General features: G+C 69.6%; 15 protein-coding genes. 11 read left to right on the top strand and 4 right to left on the bottom strand.

Annotated elements, in window-relative coordinates; all coding sequences use genetic code 11:
- Positions 1–4 precede the first annotated feature (4 nt).
- The 3 genes from AC0QSG_RS13170 to AC0QSG_RS13180 all read left to right on the top strand — a co-directional run bounded on the left by AC0QSG_RS13170 (position 5) and on the right by AC0QSG_RS13180 (position 4,271).
- Positions 5–1,255 (top strand): acyl-CoA dehydrogenase family protein, encoded by a 1,251-nt coding sequence (locus AC0QSG_RS13170; protein ID WP_475375720.1) that lies wholly within the window; start codon positions 5–7, stop codon positions 1,253–1,255.
- Between the two features lie 2 nt (positions 1,256–1,257).
- A complete protein-coding gene (locus tag AC0QSG_RS13175) occupies positions 1,258–2,691 on the top strand; it encodes an NtaA/DmoA family FMN-dependent monooxygenase (RefSeq protein WP_475375721.1) in 1,434 nt (477 codons plus the stop codon).
- Positions 2,692–2,786: 95 nt separating this feature from the next.
- Positions 2,787–4,271, top strand: a complete 1,485-nt coding sequence (locus AC0QSG_RS13180; RefSeq protein WP_475375722.1) for a mannitol dehydrogenase family protein — start codon at positions 2,787–2,789, stop codon at positions 4,269–4,271.
- Positions 4,272–4,283: 12 nt separating this feature from the next.
- Here AC0QSG_RS13180 and xylB read toward each other — a convergent pair whose 3' ends face one another.
- Complete coding sequence (gene xylB, locus AC0QSG_RS13185; RefSeq protein ID WP_475375723.1) at positions 4,284–5,687, bottom strand: xylulokinase; 1,404 nt, start codon at positions 5,685–5,687, stop codon at positions 4,284–4,286.
- Complete coding sequence (locus AC0QSG_RS13190; RefSeq protein WP_475375724.1) at positions 5,684–6,640, bottom strand: sugar-binding transcriptional regulator; 957 nt, start codon at positions 6,638–6,640, stop codon at positions 5,684–5,686. The genes xylB and AC0QSG_RS13190 overlap by 4 nt, the downstream gene beginning before the upstream one ends.
- Before the next feature lie 166 nt (positions 6,641–6,806).
- Here AC0QSG_RS13190 and AC0QSG_RS13195 point away from each other — a divergent pair, with 166 nt between their 5' ends.
- From AC0QSG_RS13195 to AC0QSG_RS13210, 4 genes are read left to right on the top strand one after another with little or no spacing between them, the layout of a single operon-like run.
- Positions 6,807–8,177 carry an ABC transporter substrate-binding protein gene (locus AC0QSG_RS13195; protein WP_475375725.1) on the top strand — a complete coding sequence of 457 codons (1,371 nt, stop codon included), beginning with the start codon at positions 6,807–6,809 and terminating at the stop codon, positions 8,175–8,177.
- Positions 8,174–9,115, top strand: coding sequence for a carbohydrate ABC transporter permease (locus tag AC0QSG_RS13200; protein WP_435727751.1), 942 nt, complete (start codon positions 8,174–8,176; stop codon positions 9,113–9,115). Before AC0QSG_RS13195 ends, AC0QSG_RS13200 begins: the two co-directional genes overlap by 4 nt.
- Positions 9,116–9,117: 2 nt before the next feature.
- On the top strand, positions 9,118–10,005 hold the full coding sequence (locus AC0QSG_RS13205; protein ID WP_475375726.1) for a carbohydrate ABC transporter permease: 888 nt from the start codon (positions 9,118–9,120) through the stop codon (positions 10,003–10,005).
- A gap of 53 nt (positions 10,006–10,058) precedes the next feature.
- Positions 10,059–10,490: a CoA-binding protein gene (locus tag AC0QSG_RS13210; protein WP_475375727.1), complete on the top strand. Its 432-nt coding sequence runs from the start codon at positions 10,059–10,061 to the stop codon at positions 10,488–10,490.
- On the opposite strand, the gene AC0QSG_RS13215 is transcribed toward AC0QSG_RS13210, so the two are convergent.
- Positions 10,487–11,290: a DUF1206 domain-containing protein gene (locus AC0QSG_RS13215; protein WP_435727754.1), complete on the bottom strand. Its 804-nt coding sequence runs from the start codon at positions 11,288–11,290 to the stop codon at positions 10,487–10,489. The two genes, AC0QSG_RS13210 and AC0QSG_RS13215, sit on opposite strands and share 4 nt — an antisense overlap.
- 117 nt (positions 11,291–11,407) lie before the next feature.
- Here AC0QSG_RS13215 and AC0QSG_RS13220 point away from each other — a divergent pair, with 117 nt between their 5' ends.
- Positions 11,408–11,740: a putative quinol monooxygenase gene (locus AC0QSG_RS13220; RefSeq protein WP_475375728.1), complete on the top strand. Its 333-nt coding sequence runs from the start codon at positions 11,408–11,410 to the stop codon at positions 11,738–11,740.
- A 7-nt stretch (positions 11,741–11,747) separates the two neighbouring features.
- On the opposite strand, the gene AC0QSG_RS13225 is transcribed toward AC0QSG_RS13220, so the two are convergent.
- Positions 11,748–12,788, bottom strand: coding sequence for a hypothetical protein (locus AC0QSG_RS13225; RefSeq protein WP_475375729.1), 1,041 nt, complete (start codon positions 12,786–12,788; stop codon positions 11,748–11,750).
- 50 nt (positions 12,789–12,838) lie between these two features.
- Here AC0QSG_RS13225 and AC0QSG_RS13230 point away from each other — a divergent pair, with 50 nt between their 5' ends.
- Genes AC0QSG_RS13230 through AC0QSG_RS13240 form a run of 3 tightly spaced genes read left to right on the top strand, consistent with a single transcriptional unit; the run spans position 12,839 to position 15,392 of the window.
- Positions 12,839–13,744: an oxygenase MpaB family protein gene (locus AC0QSG_RS13230; RefSeq protein WP_475375730.1), complete on the top strand. Its 906-nt coding sequence runs from the start codon at positions 12,839–12,841 to the stop codon at positions 13,742–13,744.
- A 9-nt stretch (positions 13,745–13,753) separates the two neighbouring features.
- Positions 13,754–14,662 carry an SDR family oxidoreductase gene (locus AC0QSG_RS13235; protein WP_475375731.1) on the top strand — a complete coding sequence of 303 codons (909 nt, stop codon included), beginning with the start codon at positions 13,754–13,756 and terminating at the stop codon, positions 14,660–14,662.
- A gap of 31 nt (positions 14,663–14,693) precedes the next feature.
- The gene (locus AC0QSG_RS13240; protein WP_435727760.1) at positions 14,694–15,392 is read left to right on the top strand and encodes a TetR/AcrR family transcriptional regulator; all 699 of its coding nucleotides are present in this window, start codon (positions 14,694–14,696) and stop codon (positions 15,390–15,392) included.
- Positions 15,393–15,594: the final 202 nt, after the last annotated feature.

The following is a 15,594-nucleotide window of genomic DNA, read 5'->3' on the forward strand; positions in this document are numbered from 1 at the left end:
TCACATGGCCACCAGTCTCAAGCAACGGCAATCAACCGAAGCCAACTACGCGGGACTCGCCGCTCGGTTCCGCCCCGTGTTCGACCGCATCGCCGCGGGCGCGCAGGAGCGAGAAGCAACCCGCACGCTGCCGTTCGAGCAGGTGCGGTGGCTGAAGGAATCCGGATTCACGGCGCTTCGTGTCCCGGCCGTGCACGGCGGAGCGGAAATCAGCCACGAGCACCTCTTCCGACTGCTCGTCGAGCTGGCCGAGGCCGACTCGAACGTGTCCCACCTGCTGCGCAGCCACTTCGCGTTCGGCGAGACCATCGCGCTGCAGCCCCTGGAGTTCCAGGAGCGCTGGTTCCCGCGTGTGCTCGCCGGGGAAATCTTCGGAAACGCCGCCACGGAGCGGTCCGGAAACGCCCTGGGCACGACGGCGACCAAGCTGCGCCGCGCGGAAGGGCGCTGGTTGCTGGCCGGGGAGAAGTTCTACACCACCGGCAGCATCTTCGCGGATTGGGTGGTCGTCATGGCCAGCACGGAGGGCGTCGAAGGCCGCCAGTACGCGCTGGTTCGGGTCGACGATCCCAAGGTCACCATCCTCGACGATTGGGACGGCTTCGGTCAGCCCCTGACCGGCACCGGAACCGCCATCTTCGACGACGTCGAGGTCGCCGAGAAGGACATCATCCTCCGCAAGGTATCCAGCACGCTGGAACCCGCGTTCTTCCAGTTGGTCCTGCTTTCCGTCCTGGCGGGGATCGGTCGCGCGGCCCTGCGGGAGGCCTCGGCGATCGTGCGCACCCGGACGCGGACGTTCAACACCGGATCCGGCGACCTGTTCCGCAATGATCCGCTGATCCAGGAACGCGTCGGGCAAATCGCCGCCGGAGTCTACGCGGCCGAAGCCATTGTCGCGGCCGCGGCGCGCGATCTGGACGCCGCCGTCGACCCGGATCTGGGCCTGGACGAGGCCTCCGCGTTCCTGCGCGCGGAACTCGCGGTGCAGTCGGCCCACGTCACTATCCCGAAGCTGGTCTTGGACGCCGCGGGCGCGCTGTTCGATGTCACGGGCGCCTCCGCCACCTCCAGGGGCAAGGCGCTCGACCGCTACTGGCGCAACGCCCGCACCGTCGCCACGCACAACCCGGTGGTGTTCAAGGCGAGGTCGGTGGGCGACTTCCACATCAACGGAACCATTCCGACCGGGCTGAACAGCATCGGCGAGGCGACCGCCGGTTCGGCCGTCGCCGCCACAGAAGGGAACAAGTAGACATGGGAACTTTCGAGAACAGGCCGCGCCTTTTGCTGAGCGCGTTCCTCATGAACACGCCCAGTCACATCCTCGGTGGCCAGTGGCGGCACCCGCGGGCACAGCAGCACCGCTTCCACGAACTTTCGCTGTGGACCGACCTGGCCCGCGAGCTGGAGGAGGCGAAGTTCGACAACCTGTTTTTCGCCGACGTGGTTGGTCTTTACGGGAACCACGAGGGCGGTTGGGCATCCCACGTGCGCAAGGGCATGCAGGTCCCCTCGCACGACCCGCTGGTTCTCGTGTCCGCGCTGGCCGCCACCACCGAGCACATCGGCCTGGCGATGACCAGTTCCGTGATCCAGTCCGAGCCGTACCAGTTGGCGCGTCAACTCTCCACCCTGGACCACATCTCCGGCGGACGCGTGGCGTGGAACGTGGTGACCAGCGTGCTGGAGAACTCGCACCGCAACTTCGGCGCCGGCGGCCTCACGGCCCACGACGACCGCTATGACTGGGCCGACGAATACATGGAGGCCGCCTACAAGCTGTGGGAAGGGTCTTGGGACGACGGCGCGGTCCTCGCCGACAAGGACAGCGGCGTCTTCGCCGACCCGGCCAAGGTCAACAAGATCCACCACAAGGGTGCCCGCTATTCGATCGAGGGACCGCACCTGGCGATCCCGAGCCCGCAGCGCACGCCGTTCCTGTTCCAGGCGGGCAGCTCCACCCGGGGCCGTGCCTTCGCGGCCGCCAACGCCGAGGCGACGTTCCTGTTCGCCCCGCACACGGACTACGTGCGGAAGCAGGTGGACCAGTTACGCGTACTGGAGGCGCAAGCCGGACGGTCCGCCGGCGACGTCAAGGTCTTCGCGGGGCTCTCCTTCGTTGTCGGCAGCACGGAGGAGGAAGCGCGGCGCAAGGAGGCCGAGTTCGACGAGTACCTGGATCCGCACGCGATCATCGCCCACATCGGCGGCGGCATCGGCGTCGACCTGGGCGGGTTGGACCTCGACACACCGCTCGGCGAGCTGGAGACCGAGGGCGCGCGCGGCGTGCTCGAGGCCGCGATCGCCGCCGTGCCCGGCGGCAAGCCCACGATCGGCGATCTGGCCCGCTACCGGGCCAAGGCGCAGCAAATCGCGGGAACGCCGGAACAGATCGTCGACGCGTTGGAGCGATGGCAGGACGCTGGCATGGACGGGGTCAACGTCATGAACCAGATCCTCCCGGAGTCCTACACAGATTTCATCGAGGGGGTGCTGCCGGAGCTCCGCCGGCGCGGCCTTGCCCAAACCGAGTACGCCCCGGGGACTTTGCGCGAAAAGGTCTTCGGCCGCGGCGCTCACCTCGAGTCCAACCACCCCGCGGCCCGGTACCGCGGGGCTTTCGCCCGGCACTCCGCAGCGGCAACCGAGGCCCCGTTGGAGGCGAGCGGGATCGACGCGGCCCGCTGACACCTGAGCCAACCCGATCGCTCATCTGAGCGCCCGGCATGGCTCAAATGTTATGCTCGTCTCACTTTCGTCTCTCCGACCGACGGGAACGTGTGATGGGCCAGCTCAACAACCAGACGCTCGACCAACTGGACGCCGCCGTGGCGGTCCCGACCTACGCCCTCGAGAAGCGCCGGGTCGGGATCGTCCATTTCGGCGTCGGGGGATTCCACCGCGCGCACCAGGCGCTGTACCTCGACCGGCTGATGTCGGCCGGCCGGGACCTCGACTGGGCCATCTGCGGCGTCGGACTGATGCCGCACGATTCCGCCATGCGCGACGCCCTCGCGGCCCAGGACCACCTCTACACGCTTGTCGAGAAGGCCCCGGACGGCACGCGCGAAGCGCGGGTGATCGGGTCCATCGCCCGCTACCTCTTCGCGCCCGACGACCCGGAGGCCGTACTTGCCCAGCTGACCGACCCGGACGTCCGCATCGTTTCCCTCACCGTCACCGAGGGGGGCTACAACTACAACCAGGCCACCGGCGAATTCAACGCCGAGAACCCCGCCGTGGCCGCCGACCTGCGCCCCGGCGCCGTCCCGGGCACCACCTTCGGTTTCGTGGTCGAGGCGCTGCGCCGACGTCGGGAGGCCGGAACGCCGCCGTTCACCGTGTTGAGCTGCGACAACATCCAGGGCAACGGCCACCTCGCGGCCAGGGTCTTCACGGCCTTCGCCGAGCTGCGTGACCCCGAACTGGCCGCATGGATCCGCGCCAACGTCGCCTTCCCGAGCTCCATGGTGGATCGCATCACGCCCGTGACCACGGACGCGGACCGGGAGACGGTCGCCTCCGAGTACGGGATCGACGACCGCTGGCCCGTGGTCAGCGAGGACTTCCTCCAGTGGGTGCTCGAGGACAACTTCACGGCCGGCCGCCCCGCCTGGGAGGAGGCCGGCGTCCAGATGGTCTCCGACGTCGAGCCCTACGAACTCATGAAGCTCCGCCTGCTTAACGCCAGCCACCAGGGGATGGCCTACCTGGGCTACCTGGCCGGGTACCGCTACGCGCACGAGGTCTGCCAGGACCCGGATTTCGTCGGCTTCCTGACCGCCTACATGGACCTCGAGGCGACGCCCACCCTGCAGCCGGTCCCGGGAATCGACCTCGCGGCCTACAAGCTCCAACTGATCGACCGCTTCGCCAACGAGCAGGTCAAGGACACGCTGGCCCGCCTCGCCGCCGAATCCTCGGACCGCATCCCCACCTGGCTCGTCCCGGTCATCCGGCAAAATCTGCGCGACGGCGGTGCGGTGCGCCTCAGCGCGGCCATCGTCGCGTCGTGGGCCCGCTACGCGGAGGGGACCGACGAACAGGGCCGTCCCATTGAGGTCGTCGACCGTCTCCGCGACCGGGTCATGGCGGCGGCCGGCCGGAACGGCGAGGACCCGTTGGCGTTCCTGCGCGACCGCGGCCTCTTCGGGGACCTCGCCGAGCGTCCGGAGTTCACCCGGGCCTACACCGGCGCCCTCGACACGTTGCGTTCGGAGGGTGCGACGGCGCTCGTCACCCGAATGCGCGACGCCGGCTGGCGCTAGCCGCGCCTCCGGCTACACCCCGTACAGGCGCAGCCGCTCCGCGGAGTACCGCTCGCGCACGTCGCGGCCCCAGCCCGCGCCCGCGGGGACGTGCGTCGCGTCGAGCCGGCGTTCCCACGTCGGAAGCGTGCCGGTGGCCGCCCAAAGGGCCTGCCGCGCCGCCCCGAGCGCCACGTACTCTCCCGCGGCGGGGACGTCCACCGTGCGGCCGAAGATCTCCGGCGCGGCGGTGCGCAACGCGTGGGACCTGGACCCGCCACCGATCAGCAGCACCCTGTCCGCCGGAGCCGTCGCCGACTCCAGGGCATCCGCGGCGTCGGCCAGCGAATTGAGGACGCCCAGCACGGACGCCCGCGCGACGTTCGGCCGGGTGAGGCCCGCGCGGCTGATTCCGGTCAGGGCGCCGCGCGCGTCGGGCAGGTTCGGCGTGCGCTCGCCGTCGAAGTAGGGCATCATCAGCGGTGCCGCGGCGGAGGGATCTGCTTCGCAGGCCAGGGCGTCGAATTCCTGGAGTCCCACCCCCAGCAGCTCCGCCGTCGTGGACATGACCCGGGCCGCGTTGATGACGGCGAGCAGCGGCAGGAACCCGCCCCCGGCGTCGGCGAAACCCGCGACCGCCCCGCTCGGGTCCGGGGCGGGTGCGTCCGGGACGGAGGCGAACACGGTCCCCGAGGTGCCGATGGAGACGGCCACCTCCCCGGAGGCCATCCCCAACCCCAGCGCCGCGGCGGCGTTGTCCCCGGCCCCCGCGGACACGGGCACCGGACAGGGGTTCCACTCCGGTAGCAGCGTTCCCCCGGCCGCACCCGGCGCGATCACCTCCGGCAACTCCGGAACCCGCCCGAAGTACTCCTCGAGGAGGTCCTCGCGGTACCCGTCCCGGGTGCTGAAGTAGGCGGTGCCGGTCGCGTCGGAGCGGTCCGTGAACCACTGCCCCGTCAGCGCGTGGTTCAGATAGTCGTGGGGGAGCACCACGCGCGCGGTCCGCGCGGCGGCGTCCGGGCGGTGCTTCGCCATCCAGGCCAGCTTGGTCAGCGTGAACGACGGGACCGGGACGCACCCCACGGCCTCGGCCCAGAACTCCGCGCCGCGCTCGTCCACCATGGCCCGGGCGGCGTCCGCGCTGCGCACGTCGTTCCACAGCAGGGCGTCGTGGACGGGCTCGCCGGCGTCGTCGAGCGCGACCATGCCGTGCTGCTGTGCGGCCAGCCCGACACCGAGGATCCGCTCCCTGCTGCCGGGCGCCGCCTGCTCCCATGCGGAACGCAGGGCGGCGATCCAGACGCGCGGATCGATGCTGCTTCCGTCGGGATGGGCCGCTCTCGCGGAACGCAGCACCTCGCCGGTTTCCGCATCGACGACCAAAACCTTGCAGGATTGCGTGGACGAATCCACCCCGACCACGGCGTCCATCATGCTTCTCCTTCGCTCGATTCGGCTGATTCCAGTTTCGCAAGCAGTGCGGCGGCCAAGGGCTCGTCGACCACGAGGTGGTTGACCAGTCCGGCCCGCACGGCCGCGAAGACGCCGGGCGCCCCGTTCGCGCCGCGCGCCACCGCCAGGAGGGACGGGGTCCGGCGCAACTGGTCCAGTCCGACGGCGATCACGCGCTCGTCGAGTGTCCCCGCGACCGCGGACCCGTCGGCGGCGATCAACCGCCCGGAGACCTCCCCAACGGCCCCGGCTCGCAGGGCCTCGAGCCGTTCGGCCTCCCCGACTCGCTGCCACACCGTGGAATGGCCCTCCGTCCACGTGCCGAGTGCGACGACGGCGATGTCCAGCGAGTCGGCACGGTCGAGTGCCGCACTGATTTCCGGCTGGCGGCGCAGGCTCGCGGCGGTTTCGGCGCTCTCCACCAACAACGGGGCCGGAAGCGGCCATACCCTACCGCCGGATACGAGCCCGAGGCGGTGCAGGAGTTGCCCGGAGCCGCCGTCGTTACCGATGGTGAGGTCCCCGGCCAGCTGGACCATGTCGCAACCGGGCAGGGAGGGCAGGTGCGCGGCCATCAGGTTCAGGGTGCGGGACCAGGAGACGCCAACCGTCGCGCCGGGGACCACGATGTCCGCCAAGACGCCGGCGGCGGCGCGGGCCAGGGTGTCGCGGCCGTCGTCGCCCGGCTGCGGTGCCCGCGCGACCTCGACGGAGAGCAGGCCGAGCGCGTCCGCCAGTCCCTCGGCGCCGGCGGCGACCAGATGCGGACGGTGGATGGTGATGTCCACGATCCCCTCCCGCTTCGCCTCTTCGAGGTAGCGGGCCACTTGGAAACGGGACATTCCATGGGTGCGCGCGATCTCCACCTTGGAGGCGTTGTCCAGGTAGTAGAGCGCCGCGATATCGGCCAGCATCCGCTGGTGCCGTGCGTGCATGCATCGCTCCTAGTTTTGGGCCGGATTGCCACTTCTGAGCGTCACGGCATTGCTCATTTGATCTTATATGACTAGAGTCACAATTCAAATGAGCGATGTTCGACAATCAAATGAGCGCCGGTTCGGACCGGACACCAGCCAGGCCGGACCAACGAGGAGCCGTTCCATGCAGATACCCAACGTGACACTCGACCGCCGCCGGCTGTTGGGCCTCGGTGCGGGCGCCTTCGCCGCGGCCGGCCTGACCGCCTGCGGGGCGTCTGCCGGGGAGGGGGCGACCACCATCGTGGTCGCGATCGTCTCCAACCCGCAGATGACTGACGCCGTCGGCCTCATGGAGGACTTCCGCTCCAAGCACCCCGGCATCAACGTCCGCTTCGTGTCCCTGCCGGAGAACGAGGCCCGCGCCAAGATCACCGCGTCCGTGGCCACCGGCGGCGGCGAGTTCGACGTCGTGATGATCTCCAACTACGAGACCCCGATGTGGGCCGAGAACGGCTGGTTGGCCAACATCACGCCGTACATGGACGCGACGGCCGGCTACGACGCCGCGGATTTCCTCCCCACCATCCGCGAGGCGCTGACCTACGAGGGTTCGCAGTACTCCGTCCCGTTCTACGGCGAGTCCTCCTTCGTGGTCTACCGCCAGGACCTCTTCGACGACGCCGGCCTCACCATGCCGGAGCAGCCGACGTGGCGCGACATCCGCACCTTCGCGGAGCGGCTGCACGCCCCGGAGCGCGACTTCTCGGGAATCTGCCTGCGCGGGCTGGCCGGGTGGGGCGAGGTCATGGCTCCACTGAACACCGTCATCAACACCTACGGCGGTCGCTGGTTCGACGAGGACTGGAACCCCCAGCTGCAGAGCCCGCAGGTGCGCGAGGCCGTCGGCGACTACGTCGACCTGGTCCGCTCCCACGGACAGCCCGGCGCGGCGACGTCCGGGTACGGCGACTGCCTGACCCGCTTCGCGCAGGGCAACGCGGCCATGTGGTATGACGCGACCGCCATGGTCTCCTCGATCGAGGATCCGGGGTCCTCCACGGTGGTCGGCAAGACCAACTACGCGCTGGCGCCGGTCCGCGACACGAAATCGGCCGGGTGGCTGTACACCTGGGCGCTGGCCGTCCCGGAGAGCAGCCGCAACAAGCAGGCTGCCTGGGACTTCGTCTCTTGGATGACGAACAAGGACTACATGCACCTGGTCGGCAACTCGTTGGGATGGGAGCGGCTGCCTCCGGGGAGCCGGCGGTCCACGTACGAGATCCCCGAGTACGCGGACATCGCCAGCGCCTACGCCGAACCCACGCTGCAAGCCATGGGCAACGCCACCCAGGAGAACTCGATCGTCGGCAGCGTTCCCTACGAGGGCCTGCAGTTCGTGGGCATTCCCGAGTTCCAGGACCTGGGCACCCGGGTGGCCCAGCAGATCTCCGCGGCCATCGCGGGCAACCAGACCGTCGACGAGGCCCTCGCCCAGGCGCAGGGCTTCGCGGAGACCGTTGCACGCACCTATCAGACGGAGGGCCAGGCATGAGCGCCACGACAATGCGCAGGGAACGGCCGGTTGACGCCGGACGGGTCCGGGAGACGCGCCGAGCGGCACGCCGCGAAGGATGGAGTCGGCGGCTGCCGCTGCTCCCGGCATTGATCTTCACCATCCTGGTGACACAGCTGCCGTTCCTGATGACCATCTGGTACTCGCTGCGGTCGTGGAACCTGTTGCGCCCGGACGGCAACACCTTCGTGGGGTTGCGGAACTTCGTTGACATCTTCGGGGACTCCACGTTCCGGGGCGCCGCGCTGAACTCGGTGCTCATCACGCTGGGCTGCGTCGCCGTCGCTCTGGTGTTGGGGACGTTGTTCGCGATCCTGCTGGACCGCGACTTCAAGGGACGCGGGATCGTCCGCACGCTCCTGATCACGCCGTTCCTCATCATGCCGGTGGCCTCGTCCATGCTTTGGGGCGTCTCGATGCTCAACCCCAGCTACGGGCTCCTGAACTGGGTGATCGGCCTCTTCGGCGCCGGACCCATCGACTTCACCTCGCAGGCCCCGCTGCTCTCCGTCGTGATGGCGCTGGTGTGGCAGTGGACGCCGTTCATGATGCTGCTGGTGCTCGCCGGACTGCAGGCGCAGCCGCGGGACGTGCTCGAGGCCGCGTCGATCGACGGCGCCGGCTGGGGAAAGACGTTCCTGTTCGTGACCCTGCCCCAGCTCCGCCGCTACATCGAACTGGCGGTCCTGCTCGGGGCCATCTACGTGGTGAACACGTTCGACCAGATCTACCTGATGACCGCGGGCGGGCCGGGAACGGCCAGCGCGAACCTGCCCTTCTACATCTACCAGCGGGCGTTCCTCGGCTTCGACATCGGGCAGGCCGCCGCGATGGGCGTCGTCGTGGTCATCGCAACGATCGCGGTGGCGACGTTCGCCCTGCGTTTGATCTTCCGTAGCTTCGACACGAAGGACTAGCCATGGCAGCCCCCAGCACAGCAACCACGGAAAACCGCGTCCCCGCGGGCACCAGCGGGGCCCCGGAGCCGCGCAGGCGCCGGCTCCCCGCCGGCCCGATCCTCACGGTCGCCACCTGGATCCTGGCACTCGTGTTCTTCGCGCCGGTCATGTGGATGGTCGCGACGTCCTTCAAGCAGGAGAACGCGGCCGCGTCCAACCCGCCCACGTTCTTCTTCGAGCCCACCCTGGAGCAGTACCGCGCCGTCCTTTCCTCCGACGCGGCGCCGTTCTTCCTGAACTCGATCATCGCCACCGGCGTCTCCACCGGCCTGGTGATCCTCCTGGCCATCCCGGCGGCATACGCGCTGAGCATCCGGCCCGTGAAGAAGACGTCCGACGTGCTGTTCTTCTTCATCTCCACCAAGATGCTGCCGGTCGTGGCCGTCATCATGCCGATCTACGTCATCTCCGGACAGCTGCGGGTGCTGGACAACATCTGGACCCTCGTGGTCCTCTACACGGCCATGAACCTGCCGATCGCCGTGTGGATGATGCGGTCCTTCTTCTCCGAGGTTCCGCACGAGGTCCTGGAGGCCGCGTCGATGGACGGGGCGGGCCTGATCAAGACCCTGCGGTCGGTGCTGATCCCCATGGTCACGCCCGGCATCGCGGCGACGGCGCTGATCTGCGTGATCTTCTCCTGGAACGAGTTCTTCTTCGCGCTGAACCTCACGGCCGCGCAGGCGGCGACGGTCCCGGTGTTCCTCATGTCCACCATGACCAGCGAGGGACTGTTCCTCGCCAAGCTGTCCGCCGCGTCCGTCCTGGCCTCGTTGCCCGTGGTCCTGGCCGGTTGGTTGGCGCAGAAGCAGCTGGTCCGCGGTCTGTCCATGGGCGCCGTCAAGTAGCCCAAGGCCGTCAAGTAGCCCGGGCCGCCGCGGCCGGGGGTAGCGTGTGTCCCATGACGGACGCCGAGCACACCCGCCACGCCAACGACCCGGACACGATCGTCCGGCTGATGACCACCCCGGCCCGCTGGGCCGTGGTGGGCCTCTCGGACAACCCGCGCCGCGTTGCCCGCTCGGTCTCGCTGTTCATCCGCGACACGCTGGGGATGCGGATCGTTCCGGTGTCGCTGAAGGGGGACGACGTACACGGCGAGCGGGGCTACACCCGGTTGGCCGACGTCCCCGGGGACATCGACGTCGTGGACTGCTTCGTGAACTCGTCCAAGGTCGGCGCCGTCGTGGACCAGGCCATCGCCGTCGGCGCAAAGGCCGTGTGGCTGCAGCTCGGCGTCGTGGACGAGGCGGCGGCGGCCCGCGCCAAGGCGGCCGGCCTCGACGTCGTCATGGACACCTGCCCGAAAATCGAGGCGGCCCGGCTGCGCTAGTCCATCTTGTCGTAGCGGGACCGGAGCACCAGGTACACGGCGTAGGCGATCAGCCCGACGCCGATCGTCACCAGTGCGGGGAGCCCGAACGGCTGGTCGCGGACCGACTTCAGCGCGCCGTCGATTCCGGTGGAGTCCTCCGGGTCGTGCTGGATGGTGGCGACGATGAACAGGAGCCCCAGCGCGGCCAGCACCAGACCCTTCGCGACGTACCCGGCCGTCCCGGTGACCGTGATGGCCCGCCGCACGTTGGGCTCGGACGGCAGGCGGAGATCCCGGCGGAAGCGCTGGGTGGCTCCCTTGTAGACGTAGTAGCCGGCGACGGCGATCAACGCCGCGCCGAGCGCGACCAGGACCACGATCCCCGCGGGGTTCTTCATCAGTTCGGCGCTGACGGCGCTGGTCTTCTCGCCCGAGTCCTCGCTGCCGCCCATGGCGTAGCGCCCGAACGCCGCACCCACCGCAATGAACACGACGCCGGTACCCGCGTCCTTGAGCCGCCGCGTCAGTTTCGCATGCGATTCGAAGCCGGCCTCCGCGAAATGCCAGAGCCCGAGGACGATGCATCCGAGGAAGCACACCCAGAGAATGGCCGCGCCGAATGGCTGCCGGGCCAGGGTGTCCAGGGCGCCGCCCTGGTCCGCCTCGCCCGACTTCCCGAACGCGACGTTCAGCGCCAACACGCCGATGAGGCCGTGGAGCACTCCGTTGGCGACGTATCCGATCCGCGCCACGCGTTCGAACCAGGGGTGGTCGGAGGCCTTCTTCGCCGCATTCACGGCTTCGCGTGGTTTTCCCATAACCTAAGCATAGGATCTTGCGCGTGGACTACCAGTGGATGCGCCGCAGGCGGCACTGGAACACGGTCGACTGCGGCGGGCCCGGGCCGACCGGGAGATTCTCGCTAGGCTGGGTGAATGATCTTCATCGTCGTCAAATTCCGGACCAGGCCCGAATACACCGAACGCTTTTTGGACATCGCGGCTCCCTTCACCGAGGCCACGCGGGCCGAGGAGGGGAACCTGTGGTTCGACTGGTCCCGCAGCGTGGAGCACCCGGAGGAGTTCGTCCTCGTGGAGGCGTTCCGCGACGGCGCCGCCGAGGCCCACGTCTCCAGCGAGCACTTCGCCGCGGGACTGGACGCCATGCGTCCCGCACTGGCCGAGACACCGCGGATCATCAGCCGGCAGATCGACGGCGACGGCTGGGACCGCATGGGCGAGCTGCGGATCGACGGTTCCCCGGAGTAGTTCCCGGCTACCGCCAGGTGGCTGTGAAGGAGCCGTAGCCGCCGTCGACCCGGCACACGCCGTCGATGCCCTCTCCCTTGCGGATTCCGTCGAGCTTCGCGCCGAGTTCCTTGAGCGTGCACGAGTAGGCGCCGAGCACGCGCACGTTGGACCCGGAGCGGGCATCGTAGCGCTCGGCGATCCGGGCCGTGTGGTAGACCTCCAGGACCGTGTCGCAGTCGATGTTCACGGTGGAGTACGTGAAGGTGGAGCCGCCGCACTCGGTGCCCGTGGCGCGATCCGGGTGGTAGGCGAGAGATTGGAACATGGCCGTCAGGTCCGCGTACTCCTGGGTGAGGACATACGCCTTAGCCGCCGCCAGCGCCTTGTCCTGCTGGCTCGGCGTGTGCTCGTTGGGGCCGAGCGCCAAGATCCCCTGGAACACCAGCGGCCCGGCGAGCTTCGGCGTCCCGTCGATCCCGCCGCCCAGCGGAACGCGGCCACCGGGGGCGGTCTTGGCGGTGACCGCCACGCCCGACGTGAGCCCGTAGGCGGCCTCGCTGTCCGCGTTCGGATGGGTGGTGAGGTCGAACCGCACCTGCGCCTTCGCCGAGTCGACCAGCAGGTCGGCGTCCGGGGCCGGAACGGCGTCGAGGTGCGTGAACGTCGAACCGGGCAGGGCGCCCTCGGTCTGCGGGCCCGGGTTCTGCTGCAGCCGGGCGATCTCGGTTCCGTCGGCGTTGAGCACGGCGTACGCCGGGATGCCGGTGAGGGACGAGCCGGGCGTGGCGGCGGCCGACTCCACGGACCAGCCGTCGCGGATCCGGAAGGACAGGTCCCCGGCCCGCGTGGTGACGGTCTTCCACGCATCGTCGGCGGCGGGGGAGGCACGCACGGGCGGTGCGGAGGTCGCGGATTCGGAGGGGAACGCCTTGGGGAACACGCCGCGGGCCGTCTCGCAGCCCGTCAGCGCGACCACCGCCAGCACCGCGATGGCGGCCGTGAACGCCGCCCGCCGCGCCGCCGTCGTGCCCTGGTGGTGGTCCGTTGCGGCCCGGCTGCTGTCCATGCACACAGCCTAGCCAACCGCGGAAGTCCGCGGCGGCGTAGGCTCGGGGGATGGACGTCCTGGCACCCCTGCGCACCCGTCTCCAGCTCACGTTCGCGGGCCAGACCGACGGCATTCCGGCCTGGGAGACCGCCCTGGCGGAAGGCGACGACGCCGGGCACTTCCCGCCGGACTCCGCGGTCTGGGCCGTGCACGGCGGCATGACGCCGATCGCCGCGGGCATCCGGGCGCTGCTGGTGCAGGCGCTGCATCCCGGGGCGTTGGCCGGCGTCGTCGAGCACTCCGACTACCGCGCCGATCCGCTCGCCCGTCTCGCGGGAACCATCCGCTGGATCTTCACGGTGACTTACGGGGACACGGTCGCCGGGCGCCGGGCCTGCGACCACGTCCGGAAACTGCACGTTGCGGTCACGGGAACCTACATTGACGGACACGGGACACAACAGGCGTACTCGGCCAACGACCCGGCGCTGGCCGAATGGGTGCACCTGGCGTTCACGGACGCCTTCCTGCGCAGCCACGAACTCTTCCGCGGCCCGGTGCCGGGAGGAGCCGATGCGTACGTCCGCGAGTGGGCGGTCGCCGGGGAACTGATGGGCATCGCCGACCCGCCGCGCACGGAGGCCGCGCTGCGGGCGCGCCTGGGGGAGTACGACGCCGATGGCCAACTCGCCGGCGGACCGCGGGTACAGGAGGTGGTGTCCTTCCTGCGGAACCCGCCGCTCGATCCGCTGTTGCTCCCCGGGTACCGGCTCCTGTTCGCCGCCGTCGTGGACACGCTGCCTCCGAGATACCGGGAACTGTTGGGGTTGCGCCGGCCGCGCGTGCGGCTGCCGCTCGTTCCGGCGGGGCGGGTGTCGCTCGCCGTCGTCGGCGCTGCCCTCGGCAAACGGAGCCCCAGCGAACTGGCGGCCCGGCGTCGACTCGCCCGCCTCGGGGCCGCCGCCAGCGGGTAGCCTGACGGCATGCTGCTACCGGATCTGCAAGGCAAGCGCGCCATCGTCACGGGCGCGAACTCGGGGCTGGGCCTCGAAACGGCCAAAGCGTTGGCCGGCGCGGGGGCCGGCGTCGTACTGGCGGTGCGCGACGCGGCGAAAGGCCGGGACGCGCTTGAACGCCTGCGGCGCGACCAACCGGATGCCCGGCTGGAGCTGGCCGAACTCGACGTCGCGTCGCTGGATTCCGTGCGCACGTTCGCGGAACGCGAGGCCGGACGCCCGCTGGATCTGCTGGTCAACAACGCGGGCGTGATGGCCATCCCGAAGCGCAGGGAAAGCCCCGACGGCTTGGAGCAGCAGTGGGCGACCAACTACGTGGGCCCGTACGCGCTGACCGCCCGGCTGCTGCCCGGGTTGCGGGCGGCCGCCGGGCGGGTGGTGATGCTCGGATCGGTCGCCGCGTGGCGCGGTCGCATCCACTGGAACGATCCGAACCTCCGGCGCCGCTACTCGCCGTGGTCCGCCTACGCCCAGTCGAAGCTCGCGGACGTCATGTTCGCGCTGGAACTCGACGCGCGCAGCCGGGAGCTGGGATGGGGCATCTCGGCGCGGGCCGCGCACCCGGGCCTGGCGCGCACGGAGCTGGTGAACAACGGGCCCCTGGACGGCAAGGGGCGCGACGGCGGGCTGCGTCGGCATCTCGGCGCAGGGGTGGGATGGTCCCAATTCGGACACGAGGCCGACGCCGGTGCCTTGCCCGTGTTGATGGCGGCCACGGACCCGGACGGCGCCATGTACTTCGGACCGAACGGCGTGCTGGGGCTGGCCGGTCCGCCGGTGGCCGCCCGGCTGCCGCTCGCCGCGCGCCGGGACGCGGACCGTGGCCGGCTGTTCGACGTGACGGCAGGCATGGCCGGGATCGGTTTTCCCGCGTAGAATTTCCAACAGCCTACTTAGGGGTAAGTCCGTGACTTCACCAGGAAACCAGCAGCCGAAGAAGCCCGCGCCAAAACGCCGGCTGGACCGGCGCATGATCCTCCAGGCCGGCACCGCGTACATCGACCAGCACGGCCTCCGGCAGCTGTCCATGCGCCACCTGGGCGCCGAACTGGGCGTCGAGGCGATGTCGCTCTACCGCTACGTCCCCTCCCGCGACGATCTGCTCGACGGGATCGTGGAACAGGTGCTGGAGGGGCTGTCCGCCGACGCGGAGGTGCATGTGGAGCCGCAGGACGGCTGGGAGGACTACCTGGTCCGGCTCGCGCACGGCGTCCGGCGCATCGCCCTGGAGCACCCGAAGATCTTTCCGCTGATCGCCACCCAGCCACCGCAGGCTCCCTGGATCCAGCCGCCGCTGCGGAGTCTGAAGTGGATCGAATCGTTTCTGGGCGCGCTCACCAGCTCGGGCTTCGGCGACCAGCAATCGGTGGCGGCCTACCGGGCGTTCTGCAGTTTCCTCTTGGGCCACCTGCTGTTGGAGGTGGCGGCACTGGGCGCGGACATCACCCCGGTGGAGACCGGAACGCCGGAGGAGATGGCCGAATCCGACCTGAGCGACTACCCGGTGATACTCCGGCTCAAGGGCCCGCTTTCGGACGACCGCACCACGGAGGAGTTCGAGGAGGCGCTCGAAAGCCTGTTGAACAGGCTGGCGCTGCTGCGCTGAATCGGCCCATTGCGCCGAAGTTTTCCCCCGCCTTCTGGTGATTCGAGAAACACGCCAGCCCTTCGATGCCGGTTTGGCGCGTGTCTATGACCATAATGGGGGGTAACGACAAAGAAACGGAGGAATCAACATGCGCGGAAACAACCTTGTTTGGACCATCGTGGGCGTGCTGGTGGCTGTTGCCCTGGTTATCTGGATCGCT

Source organism: Arthrobacter sp. LT660 (assembly GCF_056172845.1).